The organism is Frateuria sp. (assembly GCF_035944355.1).
GTDB lineage: Bacteria > Pseudomonadota > Gammaproteobacteria > Xanthomonadales > Rhodanobacteraceae > Frateuria_A.
In genome coordinates, this window is record NZ_DASZBH010000009.1 from 197,637 (window position 1) to 216,918 (window position 19,282).

Genomic DNA, 19,282 nt, shown 5'->3' on the forward strand with positions numbered 1-19,282 from the left:
TGAAGCGCTCAGCCGATCCTGAGCTCGGTCCCGGCGGCCATGTCGTGCAGGGCGCGGCGCCGTGGATCGACCAGCGCCGGCGCGAACCACAGCGCCCACCCGGCCACCACCGCCCACGCGGCGATGCGCAATCCGAGCCACGGCGCGAGCGCCAGCAGCAGCAGCGGCAGCGCCGCGACGACCACCCGCCGCAAGGCCTGGGTCCAAGCGAGCCTGCCATCGCCGGCCGCGACCAGGCGGACATGCCAGGGCCGCATGCCCAGCGTCTGCCCGCCGCGCAGCCAGGAAACCACGAAGTAGGCACCCACCACCAGCGCCTGCAAGGGCTGGTACCACCAGGCGATCGCGGTGTGCGCGCCGGTCTGGATCAACCGCCCGCCGGTGGCGAGCTGGCAGACCAGGCCCACCACCATCACGATCGCCACCACCGCGAGCAGGTCGTAGACCAGCGCGGTCAGGCGCCGCCAGAGCGGGCAGGGAGCGGAGGCGTGTGCTGGACTCATCGGGTTTTCGCTTGCGCCCGCCGCAGCGGGCGGCGAGCATCGGTGCATGCAGGGAAAGAACGCAAGTATCACCCAAGCCGACCAGCAGAGCATTGCCGCCTTCCTGGAGCGCGTGTGGTCGGAGGATGGCCTGGCCGACCGCACCCTCCAGGCTTACCGGCAGGACCTGGAAGGGCTGGCGCGCTGGCTCGCCGTGCGCGGACGCGGCCTGCATACGGCGCGGCGGGAGGACCTGTCCGCCTACCACGGCGGCCAGCGCGCCGCGGTGCGCTCGATGGCGCGTCGCCAGTCGGCCTTTCGCCGCTTCTACGGCCAGCTGGCGCGCGACATGCCCGGCTTCGAGGACCCGACCCTGCTGATCGAGCGTCCCCGCATGCCGCGCAGCCTGCCCAAGGCGCTGGCCGAGCGCGAGGTCGAGGCGCTGCTGGCCGCGCCTGACCTGGCCACCACGCTGGGCGTGCGCGACCGCGCGATGCTGGAACTGATGTACGCCTCGGGCCTGCGCGTGTCCGAGCTGGTGGAGCTGCCGCTGGCCGCGCTCAACCTGCGCCAGGGCGTGCTGCGGATCACCGGCAAGGGCGGCAAGGACCGGCTGGTGCCGGTCGGTGAAGTGGCGCTGGAGCGCATCGAGGCCTATCTGGCCCAGGCGCGGCCGGCGCTGGCCAAGGGTCGCCAGCCCGCGGCGCTGTTCCTGAGCCAGCGCGGCGAGGGCATGACCCGGCAGATGTTCTGGGTTCTGGTCAAGCGCCACGCGTTGTCGGTCGGCATCGAGTCGAAGCGGATCTCCCCGCACGTGCTGCGGCACTCCTTCGCCACCCACCTGCTCAACCACGGCGCCGACCTGCGCGCGCTGCAGCTGCTGCTGGGCCATGCTTCGCTGAGCACCACGCAGATCTACACGCTGGTGGCGAAAGAAGGGCTCAAGCGCCTGCACGCGCAACATCATCCGCGCGGCTGAGGCGCCCTCGCCCTGGCGTCGCGGCCGCCCACCCGCTCCTATTTCGGTGATCCACGCAGGGGCCTGCCTCACGTCCCCTGTGCAAGAATTCCGGTTTCATCGCCGCCTTCTCCGCGGCCGCGAGGTCTCCGATGTTCAAGAAGTTGTCTTTCGCATTGCTCGCAGGCGCCTTCGCACTGGCTGCCTGTGCCGCCGATAACCAGAACGGCGCGGGCGCCACGGCCAAGCCGGCGGCCGAGCAGGTGGTGCGCGCGGCGCTGCAGAAGCTCGCGCCCGGCGTGCAGATCGACTCCATCGCGCCGGCGCCGATGCCGGGCTTCTACCAGGTCATCGGCTCGGGCCAGTTGGTCTACGTCAGCACCGACGGCAAGTACATGCTCAACGGCGACCTGGTCGACCTGGGCAGCCGGCGCAACCTGAGCGAGCGGGCCTGGGCCGACTTCCGCAAGGGCGAGCTGGCCAAGGTGCCCGCCGCCCAGCGCATCGTATTCGCGCCGCCGCACCCGAAGTACACCGTCACCGTGTTCTCCGACGTCAACTGCGGCTACTGCCGCATGTTCCATTCGCACATCGCCCAGCTCAATGCCGAAGGCATCGCGGTCGAGTACCTGGCCTGGCCCCGCGAAGGCGTCACCACCACCGCCGGCAACCCGACGGACACCTATAGCGAGATGGTGTCGGTCTGGTGCGCCGCCGACCGCAAGGCCGCGTTCACCGCCGCCAAGCAGGGCAAGCAGCCCAAGCCGGCACAGTGCGCCAATCCGGTCAAGGACGAGTTCGACCTGGGCGTGCGGCTGGGGGTCACCGGCACCCCCACCATACTGGGCCCCGACGGCATGGTGCTGGGCGGCTACGTGCCGCCGGACAAGCTGCTCCAGCTGCTGCAGCAGGGCGACAAGGGCGGCTGAGCCCGCTGGCGGCGCCCGTTCGGGGCGGGTCGACGGGCCGCCCGGCGGCATCGGGTAGAATAGGCGTCTTCCTTCCCGCGCCGAATTCCCCCGCATGATCGCTTTCGACGGGCAGAGCGCCCTTTCGCCGTTTCGTCTGGATCGCCTCAACGCACGCCTCGATGCGGTGCACCGCGGCACACGCGTGCAGGCGGCATGGTTCGTCTATGTGCTGGACGCCGGCCATGCGCCCGAAGGCGACGAGCGCCGCCGACTGCTCGAAGTGCTCGAAGCGAAGGACGCCGCGCCGGAACCTGCCACGCTGTGGACGGTGCCGCGCCTGGGCACCATTTCGCCCTGGTCGAGCAAGGCCACCGACATCCTGCACGGCGCCGGCTTCGACGTGCGCCGGGTCGAGCGCGGCACCGCCTGGACCGTGGCCGGCCTGCCGGATGCCGGCACGCCCGCGCACGCCGCCGTGCTGGAAGTGCTGCACGACCCGATGACGCAATCGGTGCTCACCGACCTGGCCGACGCGCAGGGCCTGTTCCTGGCCGGCACGCCGGGCGAGCTGGTGCACATCGCGCTGGGCGACGATCCGCGCGGCGCGCTGGCCGCGGCCAACGCGCGCCTGGGCCTGGCACTGGCCGAGGACGAGATCGACTACCTGGCCGATCGCTACGCCGAGCTGGGCCGCGACCCGACCGACGCGGAACTCTTCATGTTCGCGCAGGCCAATTCCGAGCACTGCCGCCACAAGGTGTTCAACGCCAGCTGGACGATCGACGGCGAGGAACAGGACAAGAGCCTGTTCGCCATGATCAAGCACACCCACCAGCGCTCGCCCGCGCACACGCTGTCGGCCTACAAGGACAACGCGGCGGTGATCGAGGGGCATCAGGGCAAGCGCTTCTTCACCGACGGCGAAGGTGTCTGGCGCGCGCACGAGGAGCAGGTCGACTACGCGATCAAGGTGGAAACGCACAACCACCCGACCGCCATCGCGCCCTGGCCGGGCGCGGCCACCGGCGCCGGCGGCGAGATCCGCGACGAGGGCGCCACCGGCCGCGGCGCCAAGCCCAAGGCGGGCCTGACCGGCTTCTCGGTGTCCGATTTGCGCATCCCCGGCGCGCCGCAGCCGTGGGAGGTGGACCGCCCGTTGCCCCCGCGCATGGCCAGCGCGTTCGAGATCATGCGCGACGGCCCGCTGGGCGCCGCCGCGTTCAACAACGAATTCGGCCGCCCCTGCCTGGGCGGCTACTTCCGCACCTACGAGCACGAGACCGGCGAACCCGGCGTGCGCCGCGGCTACGACAAGCCGATCATGATCGCCGGCGGCCTGGCGAACATTCGTAGGGATCATGTTCAGAAGCGCGAGTTGAAGCCGGGCCACGCGGTGGTCGTGCTGGGCGGCCCGTCGATGCTGATCGGCCTGGGCGGCGGCGCCGCTTCGTCGGTGGCCTCCGGCGCCTCCAGCGCGGAGCTCGACTTCGCCTCCGTGCAGCGCGACAACGCCGAGATGGAGCGGCGCTGCCAGCAGGTCATCGACAGCTGCTGGATGCGCGGCGAGGCCAACCCCATCGTCAGCATCCACGACGTCGGCGCCGGCGGCCTGTCCAACGCGATCCCCGAGCTGCTCAACGACGCCGGCGTGGGCGGGCAGATCGATCTTTCCAAGATCCCCTGCGACGATCCCTCGCTCTCGCCCATGCAGGTGTGGAGCAACGAATCGCAGGAGCGCTACGTGCTCGCCATCGCGCCGGACGACCTGCCCGAGTTCGAAGGCTATTGCCGGCGCGAGCGCTGCCCGTTCGCCGTGGTCGGCGCCGCTACCGCCGAGCGCGTGCTGCGCGTGGCCGACCCGCGCCGCGACCTCAGCGTGATCGACCTGCCGATGGATGTGCTGTTCGGCAAGCCGCCGCGCATGCACCGCGACGCGCGCCGCATCAAGCCGCGCGTGGACCTGCTGCCGGACCTGTCCGGCATCGGCATGGACGAGGCGGTGCAGCGCGTGCTGCGCCTGCCCACGGTGGGCAGCAAGAGCTTCCTGATCACCATCGGCGATCGCACCGTCGGCGGCCTGAACCACCGCGACCCGATGGTCGGTCCCTGGCAGGTGCCGGTGGCCGATTGCGCGGTCACGCTGTCCGATTTCGACGGCTACCAGGGCGAGGCGATGGCGATGGCCGAGCGTGCGCCGGTCGCGCTGCTCAACAGCGCCGACGCCGCGCGGCTGGCGGTGGGCGAGGCGATCACCAACCTGGCTGCGGCGCCGATCGAACACTTAAGCGAGATCCGCCTGTCTGCCAACTGGATGGCCGCGGTGAACCATGACGGCGAGGACGCCGCACTGTTCGACGCGGTCAAGGCGGTGGGCATGGAGCTTTGCCCGGCGCTGGACATCGCCATTCCGGTCGGCAAGGACTCGCTCTCCATGCAGACCGTGTGGCAGGACGTCAGCGCGTCCGATGAAGGCACGCCGCAGCGCACGATCGCACCGGTGTCGCTGGTGATTACCGGCTTCGCCCGCGTCGGCGACGTGCGCCGCACGCTCACGCCGCAGCTCAAACTCGACCGCGGCGACTCGGAGCTGTGGCTGCTCGACCTGGGCGCCGGGCGCGACCGCCTGGGCGGCTCGGCGCTGACGCAGGTGTTCAACCGCGCCGGCGGCCTGCCGCCGGACCTGGACGACGCCAAGCGCCTGCGGGCGCTGTTCGAGCTGGTGCAGGAGGCCAACCGCGCCGGCCTGGTGCTGGCCTATCACGACCGTTCCGACGGCGGCGTCATCGTCACCCTGCTGGAGATGGCCTTCGCCGGCCACTGCGGCCTGGAGCTCCACCTCGACGGCTGGGCCGAAGCGACCCTGCGTGCGCTGTTCAACGAGGAGCTCGGCGCGGTGCTGCAGGTGGCCAGCGCCAACCGCGAGGCCTTCGAGGCGCTGCTGGTCAAGCACGGCCTGGCCGGCATGAGCCACCGCATCGGCCGGCCCAAGGAGAAGCTCGGCATCAAGCTGTTCCTCGGCAACGAGGCGCTGTTCAAGTGGAACTGGACGGCGCTGTTCGGCGCCTGGAACCAGACCAGCCACGCCATGCAGCGCCTGCGCGACAACCCGGTCAGCGCGGATGCCGAGTGCGAATGGCGGCTGGACGACGCCGACCCGGGCATCACGCCGAAGCTCTCGTTCAACCCTGCCGAAGACGTCGCCGCGCCGTACATCGCCAAGGGCGCGCGCCCGCGCGTGGCGATCCTGCGCGAGCAGGGCGTCAACGGCCAGGTCGAGATGGCCGCGGCGTTCACCCGCGCCGGCTTCGACGCGGTGGACGTGCACATGTCCGACCTCGCGACGGGCCGCCACGCACTCGCCGACTTCCGCGGCTTCGCCGCCTGCGGCGGCTTCTCCTACGGCGACGTGCTGGGCGCCGGCCGCGGCTGGGCGACCTCGATCCTCTACAACGAGGCGATGCGCGCGCAGTTCGAGGCCTTCTTCAACGATCCTTCGAAGTTCGCCCTGGGCGCCTGCAACGGTTGCCAGATGCTGTCGCAGCTGAAGGACATCATCCCCGGCGCCAAGCATTGGCCGAAGTTCGTGCGCAACGCCTCGGAACAGTACGAGGCGCGCCTGGCCACGCTGGAGGTGCTCGACTCACCCAGCCTGTTCTTCAAGGGCATGGCCGGCTCGCGCATTCCGGTGGCGGTGGCGCACGGCGAGGGCCGGGTGAGCTTTCCCTACGCGTGCAGCCCGTCCAAGGCGCAGGCGGCGGTGCGCTTCGTCGACAACCGCGGCAAGCCCACCGAGAACTACCCGCTCAACCCGAACGGCTCGCCGGGCGGCCTGGCCGGCTTCACCGCGGCCGACGGTCGCGTGACCATCCTGATGCCGCACCCGGAGCGCGTGTTCCGCAGCGTGCAGATGAGCTGGCACCCGGAGACCTGGGGCGAGGATTCGCCGTGGATGCGCATGTTCCGCAACGCACGGGTGTGGTGCGGCTGAGCCCAAGCGCCGCCGCCGGAAGGCGGGCATGAGCGCGCGCTGGCTCCATGCGCCGGCGTGGCTACTGCTGCTGGCGCTGCTGCCCTGGTGGCTGGGGTTGCCGCTGCTGCTGGCGATCGCGGCCCTGCTGCTGATCGCCGGCGAGCGCCTGCAGGAGCCTGCGGGCCTGCTGCGCCGGGCGTTGCGCTGGGGACTGCCTGGCGTGTTGTTCGCCGCGCAACGGGCGCTGGGTGGCGATGCCTTCGCCTGGGCGATGGCGCTGCTCGGGGCGCTGGTCGGGTTCACCCTGCTGGCGGGCCTGGAGGCCTGGCTCGATCGCGGTCGGCGCGAGCAGGTCGCCCAGCCGGAGCTGCGCGACTGGCCCAGCCTGGCGCTGGCGCCGATCGGTCCCAGGGCGGTGGTCGTCGAGTTGGCCGCGCCGCAGTGGACCGAAGGCAGCTGTCCCGATCCGCGTGGCGGCGAGGCACGCTGGGAGTCCGGACGCTATGTCCTGGCCGGCGGCGGCACGGTGGATCGCGTGCTGGCGCGCGCATCGTTCAGCCCGGACGGGCGCTGGTTCGTCGCCGGTACGCCGCGCGGCCTGGTACTGGTGGACCGTGACCGGGGGCGCAGCCATCGCCTGCGCGGCTGGACCTTGTGCGGATGGCACGACGGACCCTGGCTGGCGCGCGAAGCGGGGGCGGCGATGGCCTGGCGGGAAGTGCTCGGAGAGTACTGATCCGTGGCGACGCTTGAACCCTTCACGCGTTCGCGGGGAAGGACCGGCGCGCGGTGCACGGTAGGGCCCCGTTCTCCCCGCCGCACGCCTCCCGCATACTTGCCGGGTGTCCACTCCCAATCCCCTTCCCAGGACGCTGCCGGCCAGCGTGATCGTGGTGTGCGCCGACAGCGGCCCTTCGTTGCGCGATTGCGCCCGGCGGGCGCTCGGCAGCGCGCTGCCGCTGGAGCTGATCCTCGTCGACAACGGCTCGACCGACGGCATGCCGCAGGCGGTCGAACGCGAGCACGCCCACGAGCCGCGCCTGAAGGTCATCTACAACCACGCCAACCTCGGCTTCGGGCCGGCGGTGAACCGGGCCGCCGCGACGGCGCGCGGCGAGCACCTGCTGGTGCTCAATCCCGATTGCCTGCTCGAGCCCGATACGCTCGCGCGCATGCTCGACGTCCTCGATGCCCACCCCGAAGCGGGCATCGTCGGCGCGGTGGTGTGCGGGGCCGACGGCACGCCCGACCCGGCCTCCTACCGGCGCGACCCGCTGCTGGGACGTGCGCTCGCCACCCTGGCGGGGGCGCGCGGCGGCATGAACATCGAAGGCGCCGTGCCGTCGGGCGTGGTCGCTGCCGAGGCCGTGTCTGGCGCGCTGATGCTGCTGCCGCGCAAGGTCTTCGTTGAGCTCGGCGGTTTCGACGAACGCTACTTCCTGCACTTCGAGGACCTGGACCTGTGCCGCCGCGCGCGCGACGCAGGCTATGCGGTGCTGCTGGCCGGCGACGTGCGCGTGCTGCACGGCAAGGGCGGTTCGAGCCGGCACCGGCCGGTGTTCGTCAGCCGGCACAAGCATCGCGGCATGTGGCGGTGGTTCCGCACCTTCGATCCGGCCGCGCGCAATCCGCTGGTCGCCGCCGCGGTGTGGCTGGGCATCTGGCTGCACTTCGCGGCGCAGGTACCCGGCCAGCTCTGGCGCCTCGCCAGGGCGCGGCGGCGGTCCGCGCGATGAACGCCGCACGTCCACGCACGCTCGCGGCCACCGCCGGCCTCATCGCCATGACCGCGGTGTGGGGCTCGACCTTCGTGCTGATCAAGGACGTGGTCGGACGCATGCGCGTGGTGGACTTTCTCGCCGTGCGCTTCGTCGTCGCCGCGGCGGTGATGCTGATGCTGTTCGCGCGACCGGTGTGGCGGCTGGAAGGCCGGCAGCTGGGCCGTGCCCTGCTGCTGGGCCTGGTCTACGGCAGCGGCCAGTTGCTGCAGACCTGGGGCCTGAAGCTGATCGCGCCCAGCGTCAGCGGCTTCGCTACCGGCATGTATGTGGTGTTCACGCCGATCCTGGCCTGGCTGCTGCTGCGCGAGCGCATCGCGGGCGTGGTCTGGCTGGCGGTGGCGATGGCCACCGGCGGGCTGGCGCTGCTCTCGCTGCACGGCGTGTCGGTCGACCTGGGCGTATGGCTGACGCTGGCCTCCGCGGCGCTGTATGCGCTGCACATCGTGGGACTGGGGCGCTGGTCGCGCGAGGCGGACGCCATCGGCATGTCGGCCGTGCAGGTGGCGGCGATCGCGGTGGTCTGCGTGCTCGCCACCCTGCCGCAGGGACCGGCGCTGCCGCCCGACCGCGCGGCCTGGGCCGCCGTGCTCTACATGGCGCTGGTCGCCGGCGCCGGCGCCATGCTGATGCAGACCTGGGCGCAGGCGCACCTGCCGCCAGCGCGCGCGGCCATCGTGATGACCACCGAGCCGGTATTCGCCGCCGGTTTCGCCGTCGCGCTGGGGGCCGATGCGCTCAGCTGGCGCATGCTCGCCGGCGGCGCGCTGGTGCTGGGGGCGATGTATCTGGTGGAGCTGGCGCCACGACGCGGTCCGGCGCTGGAGGCCGAAGGTCTGCATCACGAGGTGTGATGGGGCGGGGAACGGGGAACGGGGAACGGGGAACAGGGAACGGGGAACAGGGAACAGGGAACAGGGAACAGGGAACAGGGAACAGGGAACAGGGAACAGGGAACAGGGAACAGGGAACAAGGAACCGGAAGCCGCGCCTTGGTGCCACGCTACGACAGTCATTCCCGATCGCTCCGCGGCCCTTCACGTTCCCCGTTCCCCGTTCCCCGTTCCCCGCCCCTCAGCAGCACCGCCCGCCGGTGCCCTTGTAGCGGGCGGCCTGCCGTTCGCGGAAGAACTCCGCGTAGCTCGGCACCGGGCGCTCGGGATGGTGTTCGCGCAGGTGGCGCACGTAGGCGTCGTAGTCGGGTACGCCGCAGCACAGGCGTGCGGTCTGCACGGCGCGCGACCAGACGGTGAGCAGCAGCTGCTTCATGGCGCGTCGGCCGCGACCGCGTCCACCGCCACGTAGGGCTCCTCGTGCGCGGTCGGGTGGTTGATGCGCCAGGCGCGCAGCATGGTGCGCAGGGTGAACGCCGCCATGGCCACCACCAGCAGCATGAACAGGCCGGTCAGCGCCATGTCCACGTAGTTGTTGGTGACGATCCGTTGCATCTCCGCCGGCGTCTTGGCCGGCGCCAGCAGCCTGCCTTCGGCCATTGCAGCGGCGTACTTCCGGGCGGCGGCGGTGAAGCTGATCGGCCCGGCCAGTTTCTCGTAGCCCGCCGCCAGCGTGCAGACGATCAGCCAGATCGCCGGGATGCCCGGCACCCACACGTAGCGCTCGCGCTTCAACTTGACCACCACCACGGTGGCGAGCATCAGGGCGATCGCCGCCAGCGTCTGGTTGGCGATGCCGAACAGCGGCCACAGCGTGTTGATGCCGCCCAGCGGATCGACCGCCCCCTGGTAGAGGAAATAGCCCCACAGGCCCACGCAGATCGCGGTGGCGAGCAGGTTGCCGGTCCACGATTCGGTGTTCTGCAGCGGCTTGTGGATGAGCCCGGCGATCTCCTGGATCATGAAGCGGCCCACGCGCGTGCCGGCATCCACCGTGGTGAGGATGAACAGCGCCTCGAACAGGATCGCGTAGTGGTACCAGAACGCCATCATGCCGCCGCCGGGAACGATCTCGTGCAGCAGCCGCGCCATGCCCACCGCGAGCGTCGGCGCGCCGCCGGCGCGCGAGAGCACGCTCGCCTCGCCGATGTCCCTGGCCGTCTGGGTGAGCTGGTCGGGCGTGACCACGAAGCCCCACTGGCTGATCGTCTGCGCCGCATGTTCGGCGGTGGTGCCGATCAGCGCCGCCGGCGAGTTCATCGCGAAATACACGCCCGGGTGCAGCGAGGCGGCGGCAACCAGCGCCATGATGGCTACGAAGGCCTCCATCAGCATGCCGCCGTAGCCGACCATGCGCGCCTGGCCCTCGTTGGCCAGCAACTTGGGCGTAGTGCCCGAAGCGATGATCGAGTGCCAGCCCGACACCGCGCCGCAGGCGATGGTGATGAACAGGAACGGGAACAGGTCGCCCTGGAATACCGGCCCGGTGCCGTCGATGAAGCGTGTCACCGCCGCCATCTGCAAGGTCGGCGCGGCCAGGAAGATCGCCAGCGCCAGCAGCGCGATCGTGCCGATCTTGAGGAAGGTGGACAGGTAATCGCGCGGCGCCAGCAGCAGCCACACCGGCAGCACCGAGGCGACGAAGCCGTAGCCGATCAGCCACCAGGCCAAGGCCTTCGCGTCCATATCGAACAGCGGCGCCAGCGTGGCCGAGCCTGCCACGTCGCGGCCCAGCCAGATCGAGCCCAGCAGCAGCACCAGGCCGATGATCGACACTTCCAGGATCCGCCCCGGCCGCAGCAAGCGCAGGTAGATGCCCATCAGGAACGCGATCGGGACCGTCGCGGCCACCGTGAAGGTGCCCCACGGGCTGTGCGTGAGCGCCTTGACCACCACCAATGCCAGCACCGCCAGCACGATCATCATCAGCACCAGCACGCCGAACATGGCCACCACGCCCGGCGCCGGCCCCAGTTCCTCGCGCAGCATGTGGCCGAGCGAGCGGCCGTCGCGGCGCAGCGACAGCGCCAGGATCATGAAGTCCTGCACCGCGCCGGCGAACACCACGCCGAACAGGATCCACAGCGTGCCGGGCAGGTAGCCCATCTGCGCCGCCAGCACCGGGCCGACCAGCGGGCCGGCGCCGGCGATCGCCGCGAAATGGTGGCCGAACACCACCCACTTGTCGGTCGGCACGTAGTCCAGCCCGTCCGGATGGCGCATCGCCGGAGTGGCGCGGCTGGGGTCGAGCTTGAGCACGGAGTACTCGACGAACCGGCCATAGAAGCGATAGCCGATGACGAACACCGCGATGGATGCGGCGACCAGCCAGATCGCGTTGATCGGCTCGCCGCGCCGCAGGGCCACCACGCCCAGGCACCAGGCGCCGACGATGGCGATCGCGGCCCACAGCAGCTTGCCGGCGGGGCTGGCGGGAACGGCAGGGACGGCGGCGTGGTCGCGCATGGATGGCTCTCCGGCGGAATAGCGCAAGGGTCGTCCCCGCTGGGGCGAGGGTCAATGCCGAAGCGGGCCCGTGCGCATCAGCCATGGGTCGAATGCCGACACGGTCCCGCCGCGTCCGCGCGCGTACACTCGCCACGACGTCCCGTGGAGATCGCCCATGCGCCTCAATCGCCTTCATGCCGGACTGTTCGCCCTGCTGCTGGCCGGCGCAGCGCTGCCGGCGCCGGCCGCCGGCCAGTTCGACAGCCTGCTCAAGCAGCTCAAGCATGCCGGCCACGGCAACACCGGGGCCGCCGCCAGCCTGCCCAGCAGCGACATCGCCGCCGGCCTTAAGGAAGCGCTGGCCAAGGGCACCACCAGCGCGATCGATTCGCTCGGGCGCACCGACGGCTTCTGGGGCAACGCCAAGGTGCGCATTCCGCTGCCAGGCAAGCTCGAGCAGGCCGGCCAGCTGGCCCGCCAGCTCGGGCAGGGCGCCAAGGTGGACGCGTTCGAGCTCAGCATGAATCGCGCGGCGGAAAAGGCGGTGCCGCAGGTGGCCGACATCTTCGGCGAGGCCATCCGCAAGATGACCCTCGAGGATGCCCGCGGCATCCTCACCGGCGGCGACCATGCCGCCACCGACTTCTTCCGCCGCGTCGCGGGCGATGCGCTGGCCGCGCGCATCCGGCCGATCGTCGCCGATGCCACCGACCGCGTCGGCGCCACGAAGAAGTACAAGGCGCTGGTCGCCGGCGGCGGTGGCCTGGGCGGCGTGCTCGGTTCGCTGGGCAGCCTCGGCGGCAAGGAGCGCGGCAAGGGCAACCCGTTCGACCTGGACGACTACGTGACCTCGCGTACGCTCGATGGCCTGTTCACCATGATCGGCGAGCAGGAGCAGTCGATCCGCCGCAATCCCGCCGCCCGCACCACCGACCTGCTGAAGAAAGTGTTCGGCAGCCGCTGAGCCTGCCCGCAGCGTGGGGCATGCTTGCAATCCGCCCGCGCGCCCGCAGTCCGTTGAAAGGTCAACGCGTTCGATACCGAGGCCGCCAATGATCCGCGAGATCCTGAAAATGGGCGATCCGCGCCTGCTGCGCATCGCCCCGCCGGTACCCAAGAGCATGCTCGGCAGCGCCGAACTGGACAGCCTGATCCAGGACATGTTCGACACCATGGAAGCGGCCGGTGGCGTCGGCCTGGCCGCGCCGCAGATCGGCGTGGACCTGCAACTGGCGATCTTCGGCTTCGACGCCTCCGAGCGCTACCCGGATGCGCCGGCCGTGCCGCGCACGATCCTGCTCAACCCGCTGGTCACGCCGGCCTCGCAGGACATGGAAGAGGGCTGGGAGGGCTGCCTGTCGGTGCCGGGCCTGCGCGGTGCGGTGAGCCGCTTCACGCTGATCCGCTACCAGGGCATCGACCCGCAGGGTACGCCGATCGACCGCACGGCCGAGGGCTTCCACGCGCGCGTGGTGCAGCACGAGTGCGACCACCTGATCGGGCGGCTGTATCCGTCGCGCATCACCGACTTTTCCAAGTTCGGCTTTACCGAGGTGTTGTTTCCTGGTGCTGATCTGGGCGACGAGTAGCTCTGCTCCCTCTCCTTTCCGGGGAGAGCGCCCGGACTTGCGGGAATGTCGATCACACGGTGAACGTTGGTCGTACTTGCGCTGCGCCTCCGCGGCTTGGCTCGCCTGCGGCGGGCTTCCGATCGCCTTCGGCGCTCGGGTCACTTTCTTTGCTGGCCCAAAGAAAGTAACCAAAGAAACGGCCTAGCTAAGCCCGGTGAGGGATAAGAGCTAGGTGCCGGCTCGCCTTGGTGGATGCGTCGCATGCTCTTAGAGGAGCTGCAGCCGCTTTACCGCGGGCGCTCGGGAGCTGGGGCAAGGGAGGTATGACGCTACGCTTGGCGATCTCTGGTCCTTATGGAGGCCAGTGACGGGCTGCATGCTCCGCATGTAAGGAAAAGTGGGTGCGAGCTTCACACGCTCCCATCCGTGCGACGGGCAATGTATTGCCGGCAACCCTCTCTTGCCTCAACTCCCGAGCGCCCGCGGTAAAGCGGCTGCAGCTCCTCTATGAGCAAGAGACTTTGTCGACAAGGCAAACAGGCACCTAGCTCTTTTCTCCCCCCGGGCCGAACCAGGCCGTTTCTTTTGGTTACTTTTCTTTGGGCCAGCAAAGAAAAGTGACCCGGGCGCCGACAGGCGCTCGGAAGCCCGCCGCAGGCGAGCCAAGTCGCGGAGGCGCAGCGTAAGTACGACAGCCGGCGTATACCCGGCGACCCCGGCCCTCACCTCAACCCTCCCCCGGAGGGAAAAGGACGCAGAAGCCTCGCCCCCTCCCACCCGGGTATCCTTTGCCCCTTGCCAAGGGGGCCCCATGCAAGCAACCGCACCCGCCGCGCCGCTGCGCGGCTTTCGCTACTACGACATGCTCGTCGCCGGCATGGTTGCCGTGCTGCTGTGTTCCAACCTGATCGGCCCGGCCAAGGTCTGCACGGTGAGCCTGCCCATGCTGGGTGCGCTTTCCTTCGGCGCCGGCAACCTGTTCTTTCCGGTCAGCTACATCTTCGGCGACGTGCTCACCGAGGTGTACGGCTACGCCCGCGCGCGCCGCGCGATCTGGGCGGGCTTCGGCGCCATGGTGTTCGCCACGCTGATGTCGCAGGCGATCATCCGCATGCCGGCCAGCGCCGGCGAGCCGTTCAACGCGCAGCTGCAGCCGGCGCTGGAGCTGGTGTTCGGCAATACCTGGCGCATCGCGCTCGCCTCGCTCATTGCCTACTGGCTGGGCGACTTCGCCAACTCCTTCGTGATGGCGCGGATGAAGCTGTGGACCCGCGGCCGCATGCTGTGGACCCGCACGATCGGCTCGACCCTGGTCGGGCAGGGCGTGGACAGCCTGACCTTCTACCCGATCGCCTTCAGCGGCATCTGGGAAGGCCAGACCATCGTCAAGGTCATCGCCTTCAACTGGACCATGAAGGTGCTGGTGGAGGTCGTGCTCACGCCGCTCACCTACGCCGTGGTGGGTTTCCTCAAGTCGCGCGAAGGGGTGGATACCTTCGACGAAGGCACCCGCTTCACGCCCTTCAGCCTGAAGGACGAGGGCGTGCTGCATACGCCCGGCCAATGAGCGCCGCAGCCGGCCAGGACCCGGCGCCGGGCCGGTCCCGAAACGCACGCACCCGGCGCCAGCCGGCGGACATATGAGCACTCCACGATCACGGGACGCACACCCGCCACGCAACGCCGGCATCGACCTCCTGCGCGGGCTGGCGATTGTGTTCGTGCTGCTCAACCATCTGGGCCTGCCGATGCGCATGCCCTTGAAGACCTCGGCCCTGGCCGAGGTGCTGCCGGTGCGCCTGCTGCAATCGCTCAACTACAACGGCTACGAGGCGGTGTTCGTGTTCTTCGTGGTGTCCGGCTTCCTGATCGCCGGCCATGCGCTGGAGCGCTGGGGCGGCCTGGCGCGGATCGAGCTGAAGGCGTTCTACGCGCGCCGCTTCGCGCGCATCGCGCCGTGCCTGCTGGTGCTGCTGGCGGTGCTCGCCCTGCTGCACGGGCTGGGCGCGGCCGACTACACCATCCATCGCGCGGGGCAGTCGCTCGGCGGCGCCGTGTCCGCGGCGCTGGGTCTCTACCTCAACTGGTACGAAGGCCGCACCGGCTACCTGCCGGGCAGCTGGGACGTGCTGTGGTCGCTGTCCATCGAGGAAGCCTTCTATCTCGGTTTCCCGCTGGCCTGCCTGCTGGCGCGGCGCGCGTGGGTACTGGCGCCGGCGCTGGCCGTGTTGGCCCTGTCGCTGCCCTGGACGCACGCGGCGCTCGCGGGCAACGAGATCTGGCAGGAGAAGGCCTACCTGCCCGGGATGGCAGCGATCGCCACCGGCGTGCTCGGCGCGATCGGGATGGCGCGGGCGCAGCGCCCGTCCGCCACGACCTGTCGGGCGCTGCGCTGGCTCGGCGCGCTGGGATTGCTGGCATCCACGCTGGGCGGCCGCTGGCTGTGGCCGCTGCTGCACGAGGGCGTGATGCTGGTGCTGACCGGTTCGACGCTCGCGCTGCTGGTGGCCTTCCGCAGCCAGCCGCCGCGCGTGCCGCGGGGCCTGCGCTGGCTGTGCAGCTGGGGAAGGCTCAGCTACGAGATCTACCTGAGCCACATGTTCGTGGTGTTCGCCATCGTGCGGCTGTACCGCGCAAGCGGCGCCGATCCGCGCACGGGTTTCCTCTGGTACCTGCCAGCCTTCGTGGCGTGCTGGTTGCTGGGCGCGGCGTTGGCCCGCTGGTTCTCGCAGCCGTGCGAGCGTCGGCTGCGCGAGCGCTTCCTGCGGGCAACGCCGGCGGCAGGCGTGGCAGCCGCAGCGCGCTGATCAGCGGCCTGCGACCAAACATCGACATCGGCGGGCGCAGCCTCGTAGGCTCCTGCACGCCAAGGAGCCGCCATGCTCTCCGCCTTCGGCCTCAACTGCACGCTCAAGCGCGGCAGCGAACCTTCCTCGACCCAGAAGCTGCTCGACCAGGTGCTGCGTGCGCTCGAGGGCTACGGCGTGAGTACGGCCTACGAACGGGCGGTCGACCACGACATCAAGCCCGGCGTGTGCACCGACGAAGGCCAGGGCGATGCATGGCCGGCGATCCGCAAACGCATCGACCAGGCCAACATCTTCGCGCTGGCCACGCCGATCTGGATGGGCCAGCCCTGCAGCATCGCCAAGCGCGTGCTCGAACGGCTCGATGCCGTGTTCAGCGAGATCGATCCGCACGGCATCTATCCCACGTTCGGCAAGGTGGCCATCGTCAGCGTGGTCGGCAACGAGGACGGCGCCCACCACGTCACCGCCGAGCTCTACCAGGCGCTGGCCGACGTCGGCTTCTCCATCCCCGGCGGCAGCTCCACCTACTGGGTGGGCGAGGCCATGCACAAGAAGAACTACATCGACCTCGACCACACACCCGAAGCGCTGGCCGGCGCCATCAAGACGCAGGCCTGCAACGCGGCGCACCTGGCCAGGCTGCTGCAGGAGCAGCCCTACCGGCCGACCCGTTAGCGCGGTTCACTACTCGGCAGGCTGCTTGAACACCACGCGGCACTGCACCCGGTACGCCCAGTACGTGGCCAGCGACGCGGCAAGCAGCGCCGCGCCCGCGCCCCAGGCCACGACCGACCCATAGGCGAACTTGCCCGGACCATGCTGGATGAACTCCACCAGCCCCAGCCCCAGGCACGCCAGCAGGAACACCAGCGCGAACCGCTTCAGCCAGAACCGGACCAGGATGCCTGCCATGGAAGCCCTTTGCGTCGGATCGCTCAGTCGAGGAATTTCCAGGTATCGGCCCCGTCAAAGCGCTTGACCACCACGGACTCCAAGAGCGCCGGCTCGAAATTGCGCAGGTTCACCCCGTGGCGGGCGCCAGGCTCAGGCTCGAGCGGTTCCCAGTGAGTGACAATGCCGCATGTCCTGCAGCGGAAGTTCCTCAGGGTTCGATCGCCCCAAACATAGCTTTCCGTATGCTTGGGATGACCTTGTATGGACACCGTCCCTAGCGGGTAATAGACCCAGATCCCTCCCGTGCGCCGGCACAACGAGCAATTGCAACTCGTGGCCGATTCGGGCGCCGACGGTAGCGTAAGGCGCACAGCTCCACAGTGGCAGGAGCCGTGCAGCGATGGCGTTGGATGCTGGGGGTACATCGAACAGGGAACTATCCCGTCCGTTTGGGCGAAATTTTAGATAGCTTGATGAGCTGCCCTGCCGAAAACCAATAGAACGCAAGCCAAACCGCCGCGCACCAAACGAGACCAAGAGCAGTGGGCGTTGGCAGCAGATGCGTTGCCACCGCGATGTGTGCCCAAGCAAGCGGGAGCCAAGGCAGCCAGCTCAGAAACAGGACAATCCCGCCGAGAGTGTGTGGCGCGAGCGACGTCTGATACAGAAGAAGGTGCAAACCACTCAGGCCGGCAAACCAAATAATTCGCCGCTTGAGTGTGCTTTCCATAGAAACCTACACCTGAGTTGAGCCGCACCGCTAAGCGGCGTCGGCTTGGACGCGTTGGGACCCGCCCCGGTCACTTGGCCACCAGCGTCAGGATCGCCCCGGCGCGGCGGACCTTGAAAGTGCGCTCGCTATCCTTGGGTAGGCCCTTCCAGTAAGCCATGACCTGCTTGGCGTTGGCGCCAGAAATGACTTGGTCATTGACCTGCAAGAGCTCATCCCCGGCCTGCAGCACGCAAGGCTTGCCCGGCGTGGTGGGGGTTGCCTTGGCGACTACGACCTTTTCCAGCGTGGGATTCAGGAAGAATCCGCGGGTGGTGGGTTCGAGGGCAAGCTTGCAGTTACCGGACGCATGGGCGGGACCAGCCACCAGCCCCATGAGTAGGGTGGCATAGACAAGCAGTGCGGTGCTTCGGATCACTTTTCTCTCCCTGTGGGCCTGGCGCTGGAGTTAAGCGCCGGCGGAGCCATCCGCTTGAACGGATCGTTAGAGACGGGCCCTATTGCAGAAAGGCTCCGACAATTATGAGGATCGGGCCGATGAAGCCAAATGCCAGCGCGGCAGCCCTTGCACCCACGACCTGTGATGACCCAACTTGGCGTTGAGATGAGGCTCCGACGGGCTTCAACAGGCTGCGCAAAGCGATGGCAAAAAAACCCAAAGCGAATAGAGCAGAGTGCGCCCTGTGCGCGCCCAACCAAGAAAGAGTAAAGCACACTGCGGCGAGGCCGAATGCAGAAGGCCAAACCCAGCGTACGAACGCTGCCTTGCTGAATTTTCCTTGATGATCCATATCGCCTCTAACGCTGGAGTTAAGCGGCGGCGAAACCGTCCGCCTTGAACGAACAGTTAGACGCTGCGGTGCGTACCAACGAACTGCGCCACACCGACAGACGCGCCAACCGCCACACCGAGAACGAATAGAAACACAAGGTCGGACATAGGCCATGCCAGACGTAGCGCCTCGGCGATAGTGATGCCGATTGGAATAGCGACGATGTTGCGGTAGTTCGGGCTTTTGCCGCCGACGCGAAAAAGCAACGCGACCACCAAGACCGCGCCAAAACTTGCTCCGAAGGCGATCGCCAAAGCTGCCAAATTGTGCATCCTGCCGTCCCCTGTCTAACGCTTGAGTTAAGCGGTGGCGTAGCCGTCCGCTTGGATGACTGGTTAGGCCGGCGTGCGGTTGTGCCTACCAACTGTGCGCCATCTGGGTGGTGATGGCATACGTTTGCTGCGCACCACGCGACCGTTCGTGAGTTTGACAAATGCGATAAGCATTGGACCATATAGTGCGTTGAGTGGATGCTCATAGATCTCTCGCTTCAGCTCTATGAGTTGCCCAGGTTCGAGCTTGACGGGGTCTTTGCCTACTAGTTCATACACTGCACTGTTGTACCTCAAGTTTGGATAGAGGCGAGGTGCTAGGAGCGGGTTGCCAAGGTGCCTGCGTATGAGCGCGAAAAATGAATATGTGCAACGAACATTGCAAGTGCGAACGTAGACTGGCGCGGCACAGTGATTTATTACCGTGACAGATAGAGAGTCGCGTCCGCCGACGAAGCTAAGCGTGTAGGAGATCGAGGCCTTTACAGGGAACAGCAGCCGAAAGCCTTTGTACAACAGCGCAAATGCAGCGCCCAGCACCGAGATGCCACCACATATTTTTATAAAAATATCGAGCATGTCTCAATGGCTGCCTAACGCTGGAGTTAAGCGGCGGCGAAGCCGTCCGCCTTGAACGAGATGTTAGACGATTGCCTCAACTACCGAGCGAAGCCAACTAAGCCGAGCCCAAGCAGGGCTGCCGCCAAGAATGCCACACCAGTGCTGAGACAG

At 68.6% G+C, this 19,282-nt stretch carries 17 protein-coding genes; 11 read left to right on the top strand and 6 right to left on the bottom strand.

The window, feature by feature from the left end; all coding sequences use genetic code 11:
* Nucleotides 1-8: 8 nt before the first annotated feature.
* Nucleotides 9-503 carry an RDD family protein gene (locus tag VGU03_RS07295; protein WP_327479721.1) on the bottom strand — a complete coding sequence of 165 codons (495 nt, stop codon included), beginning with the start codon at nt 501-503 and terminating at the stop codon, nt 9-11.
* A gap of 46 nt (nt 504-549) precedes the next feature.
* Here VGU03_RS07295 and xerD point away from each other — a divergent pair, with 46 nt between their 5' ends.
* From xerD to VGU03_RS07325, 6 genes are all read left to right on the top strand, one after another.
* Nucleotides 550-1,461: a site-specific tyrosine recombinase XerD gene (xerD, locus tag VGU03_RS07300; RefSeq protein WP_327479722.1), complete on the top strand. Its 912-nt coding sequence runs from the start codon at nt 550-552 to the stop codon at nt 1,459-1,461.
* A gap of 131 nt (nt 1,462-1,592) precedes the next feature.
* Complete coding sequence (locus VGU03_RS07305; RefSeq protein WP_327479723.1) at nt 1,593-2,369, top strand: DsbC family protein; 777 nt, start codon at nt 1,593-1,595, stop codon at nt 2,367-2,369.
* Between the two features lie 94 nt (nt 2,370-2,463).
* Nucleotides 2,464-6,339: a phosphoribosylformylglycinamidine synthase gene (purL, locus tag VGU03_RS07310; RefSeq protein WP_327479724.1), complete on the top strand. Its 3,876-nt coding sequence runs from the start codon at nt 2,464-2,466 to the stop codon at nt 6,337-6,339.
* A 28-nt stretch (nt 6,340-6,367) separates the two neighbouring features.
* Nucleotides 6,368-7,057 (top strand): hypothetical protein, encoded by a 690-nt coding sequence (locus VGU03_RS07315; protein WP_327479725.1) that lies wholly within the window; start codon nt 6,368-6,370, stop codon nt 7,055-7,057.
* A 106-nt stretch (nt 7,058-7,163) separates the two neighbouring features.
* On the top strand, nt 7,164-8,057 hold the full coding sequence (locus VGU03_RS07320) for a glycosyltransferase family 2 protein (protein ID WP_327479726.1): 894 nt from the start codon (nt 7,164-7,166) through the stop codon (nt 8,055-8,057).
* A complete protein-coding gene (locus VGU03_RS07325) occupies nt 8,054-8,953 on the top strand; it encodes a DMT family transporter (protein WP_327479727.1) in 900 nt (299 codons plus the stop codon). The genes VGU03_RS07320 and VGU03_RS07325 overlap by 4 nt, the downstream gene beginning before the upstream one ends.
* A gap of 220 nt (nt 8,954-9,173) precedes the next feature.
* Here the strand turns inward: VGU03_RS07325 and VGU03_RS07330 are convergent, their stop codons facing one another.
* Together VGU03_RS07330 and VGU03_RS07335 are read right to left on the bottom strand one after the other, a co-directional pair.
* Nucleotides 9,174-9,368 carry a YbdD/YjiX family protein gene (locus tag VGU03_RS07330; RefSeq protein WP_327479728.1) on the bottom strand — a complete coding sequence of 65 codons (195 nt, stop codon included), beginning with the start codon at nt 9,366-9,368 and terminating at the stop codon, nt 9,174-9,176.
* Nucleotides 9,365-11,458 carry a carbon starvation CstA family protein gene (locus VGU03_RS07335; protein ID WP_327479729.1) on the bottom strand — a complete coding sequence of 698 codons (2,094 nt, stop codon included), beginning with the start codon at nt 11,456-11,458 and terminating at the stop codon, nt 9,365-9,367. The genes VGU03_RS07330 and VGU03_RS07335 overlap by 4 nt, the downstream gene beginning before the upstream one ends.
* A 157-nt stretch (nt 11,459-11,615) precedes the next feature.
* On the opposite strand from VGU03_RS07335, the gene VGU03_RS07340 reads away from it, so the two are divergent.
* The 5 genes from VGU03_RS07340 to VGU03_RS07360 all read left to right on the top strand — a co-directional run bounded on the left by VGU03_RS07340 (nt 11,616) and on the right by VGU03_RS07360 (nt 16,496).
* Nucleotides 11,616-12,404 carry a DUF4197 domain-containing protein gene (locus VGU03_RS07340; RefSeq protein ID WP_327479730.1) on the top strand — a complete coding sequence of 263 codons (789 nt, stop codon included), beginning with the start codon at nt 11,616-11,618 and terminating at the stop codon, nt 12,402-12,404.
* 88 nt (nt 12,405-12,492) lie between these two features.
* Entirely contained in the window at nt 12,493-13,029 is a 537-nt protein-coding gene (gene def / locus VGU03_RS07345; protein ID WP_327479731.1) for a peptide deformylase, read from the top strand.
* Between the two features lie 793 nt (nt 13,030-13,822).
* On the top strand, nt 13,823-14,578 hold the full coding sequence (locus VGU03_RS07350; protein WP_327479732.1) for a queuosine precursor transporter: 756 nt from the start codon (nt 13,823-13,825) through the stop codon (nt 14,576-14,578).
* A 73-nt stretch (nt 14,579-14,651) separates the two neighbouring features.
* Nucleotides 14,652-15,818 (top strand): acyltransferase, encoded by a 1,167-nt coding sequence (locus VGU03_RS07355; RefSeq protein WP_327479733.1) that lies wholly within the window; start codon nt 14,652-14,654, stop codon nt 15,816-15,818.
* A gap of 72 nt (nt 15,819-15,890) precedes the next feature.
* Nucleotides 15,891-16,496, top strand: a complete 606-nt coding sequence (locus VGU03_RS07360) for a flavodoxin family protein (protein ID WP_327479734.1) — start codon at nt 15,891-15,893, stop codon at nt 16,494-16,496.
* Nucleotides 16,497-16,505: 9 nt separating this feature from the next.
* Here the strand turns inward: VGU03_RS07360 and VGU03_RS07365 are convergent, their stop codons facing one another.
* The 3 genes from VGU03_RS07365 to VGU03_RS07375 all read right to left on the bottom strand — a co-directional run bounded on the left by VGU03_RS07365 (nt 16,506) and on the right by VGU03_RS07375 (nt 18,550).
* Nucleotides 16,506-16,733 (bottom strand): hypothetical protein, encoded by a 228-nt coding sequence (locus VGU03_RS07365; RefSeq protein WP_327479735.1) that lies wholly within the window; start codon nt 16,731-16,733, stop codon nt 16,506-16,508.
* A 782-nt stretch (nt 16,734-17,515) separates the two neighbouring features.
* On the bottom strand, nt 17,516-17,863 hold the full coding sequence (locus VGU03_RS07370) for a PDZ domain-containing protein (RefSeq protein WP_327479736.1): 348 nt from the start codon (nt 17,861-17,863) through the stop codon (nt 17,516-17,518).
* 429 nt (nt 17,864-18,292) lie between these two features.
* Nucleotides 18,293-18,550: a hypothetical protein gene (locus VGU03_RS07375; RefSeq protein WP_327479737.1), complete on the bottom strand. Its 258-nt coding sequence runs from the start codon at nt 18,548-18,550 to the stop codon at nt 18,293-18,295.
* Between the last annotated feature and the right edge of the window lie 732 nt (nt 18,551-19,282).

Bases quoted from the DNA above. Each gene is read 5' to 3' on its own strand.
- VGU03_RS07295 (WP_327479721.1), bottom strand. From the start codon at position 503: ATGAGTCCAGCACACGCCTCCGCTCCCTGCCCGCTCTGGCGGCGCCTG.
- xerD (WP_327479722.1), top strand. From the start codon at position 550: ATGCAGGGAAAGAACGCAAGTATCACCCAAGCCGACCAGCAGAGCATT.
- VGU03_RS07305 (WP_327479723.1), top strand. From the start codon at position 1,593: ATGTTCAAGAAGTTGTCTTTCGCATTGCTCGCAGGCGCCTTCGCACTG.
- purL (WP_327479724.1), top strand. From the start codon at position 2,464: ATGATCGCTTTCGACGGGCAGAGCGCCCTTTCGCCGTTTCGTCTGGAT.
- VGU03_RS07315 (WP_327479725.1), top strand. From the start codon at position 6,368: ATGAGCGCGCGCTGGCTCCATGCGCCGGCGTGGCTACTGCTGCTGGCG.
- VGU03_RS07325 (WP_327479727.1), top strand. From the start codon at position 8,054: ATGAACGCCGCACGTCCACGCACGCTCGCGGCCACCGCCGGCCTCATC.
- VGU03_RS07330 (WP_327479728.1), bottom strand. From the start codon at position 9,368: ATGAAGCAGCTGCTGCTCACCGTCTGGTCGCGCGCCGTGCAGACCGCA.
- VGU03_RS07335 (WP_327479729.1), bottom strand. From the start codon at position 11,458: ATGCGCGACCACGCCGCCGTCCCTGCCGTTCCCGCCAGCCCCGCCGGC.
- VGU03_RS07340 (WP_327479730.1), top strand. From the start codon at position 11,616: ATGCGCCTCAATCGCCTTCATGCCGGACTGTTCGCCCTGCTGCTGGCC.
- def (WP_327479731.1), top strand. From the start codon at position 12,493: ATGATCCGCGAGATCCTGAAAATGGGCGATCCGCGCCTGCTGCGCATC.
- VGU03_RS07350 (WP_327479732.1), top strand. From the start codon at position 13,823: ATGCAAGCAACCGCACCCGCCGCGCCGCTGCGCGGCTTTCGCTACTAC.
- VGU03_RS07355 (WP_327479733.1), top strand. From the start codon at position 14,652: ATGAGCACTCCACGATCACGGGACGCACACCCGCCACGCAACGCCGGC.
- VGU03_RS07360 (WP_327479734.1), top strand. From the start codon at position 15,891: ATGCTCTCCGCCTTCGGCCTCAACTGCACGCTCAAGCGCGGCAGCGAA.
- VGU03_RS07365 (WP_327479735.1), bottom strand. From the start codon at position 16,733: ATGGCAGGCATCCTGGTCCGGTTCTGGCTGAAGCGGTTCGCGCTGGTG.
- VGU03_RS07375 (WP_327479737.1), bottom strand. From the start codon at position 18,550: ATGCACAATTTGGCAGCTTTGGCGATCGCCTTCGGAGCAAGTTTTGGC.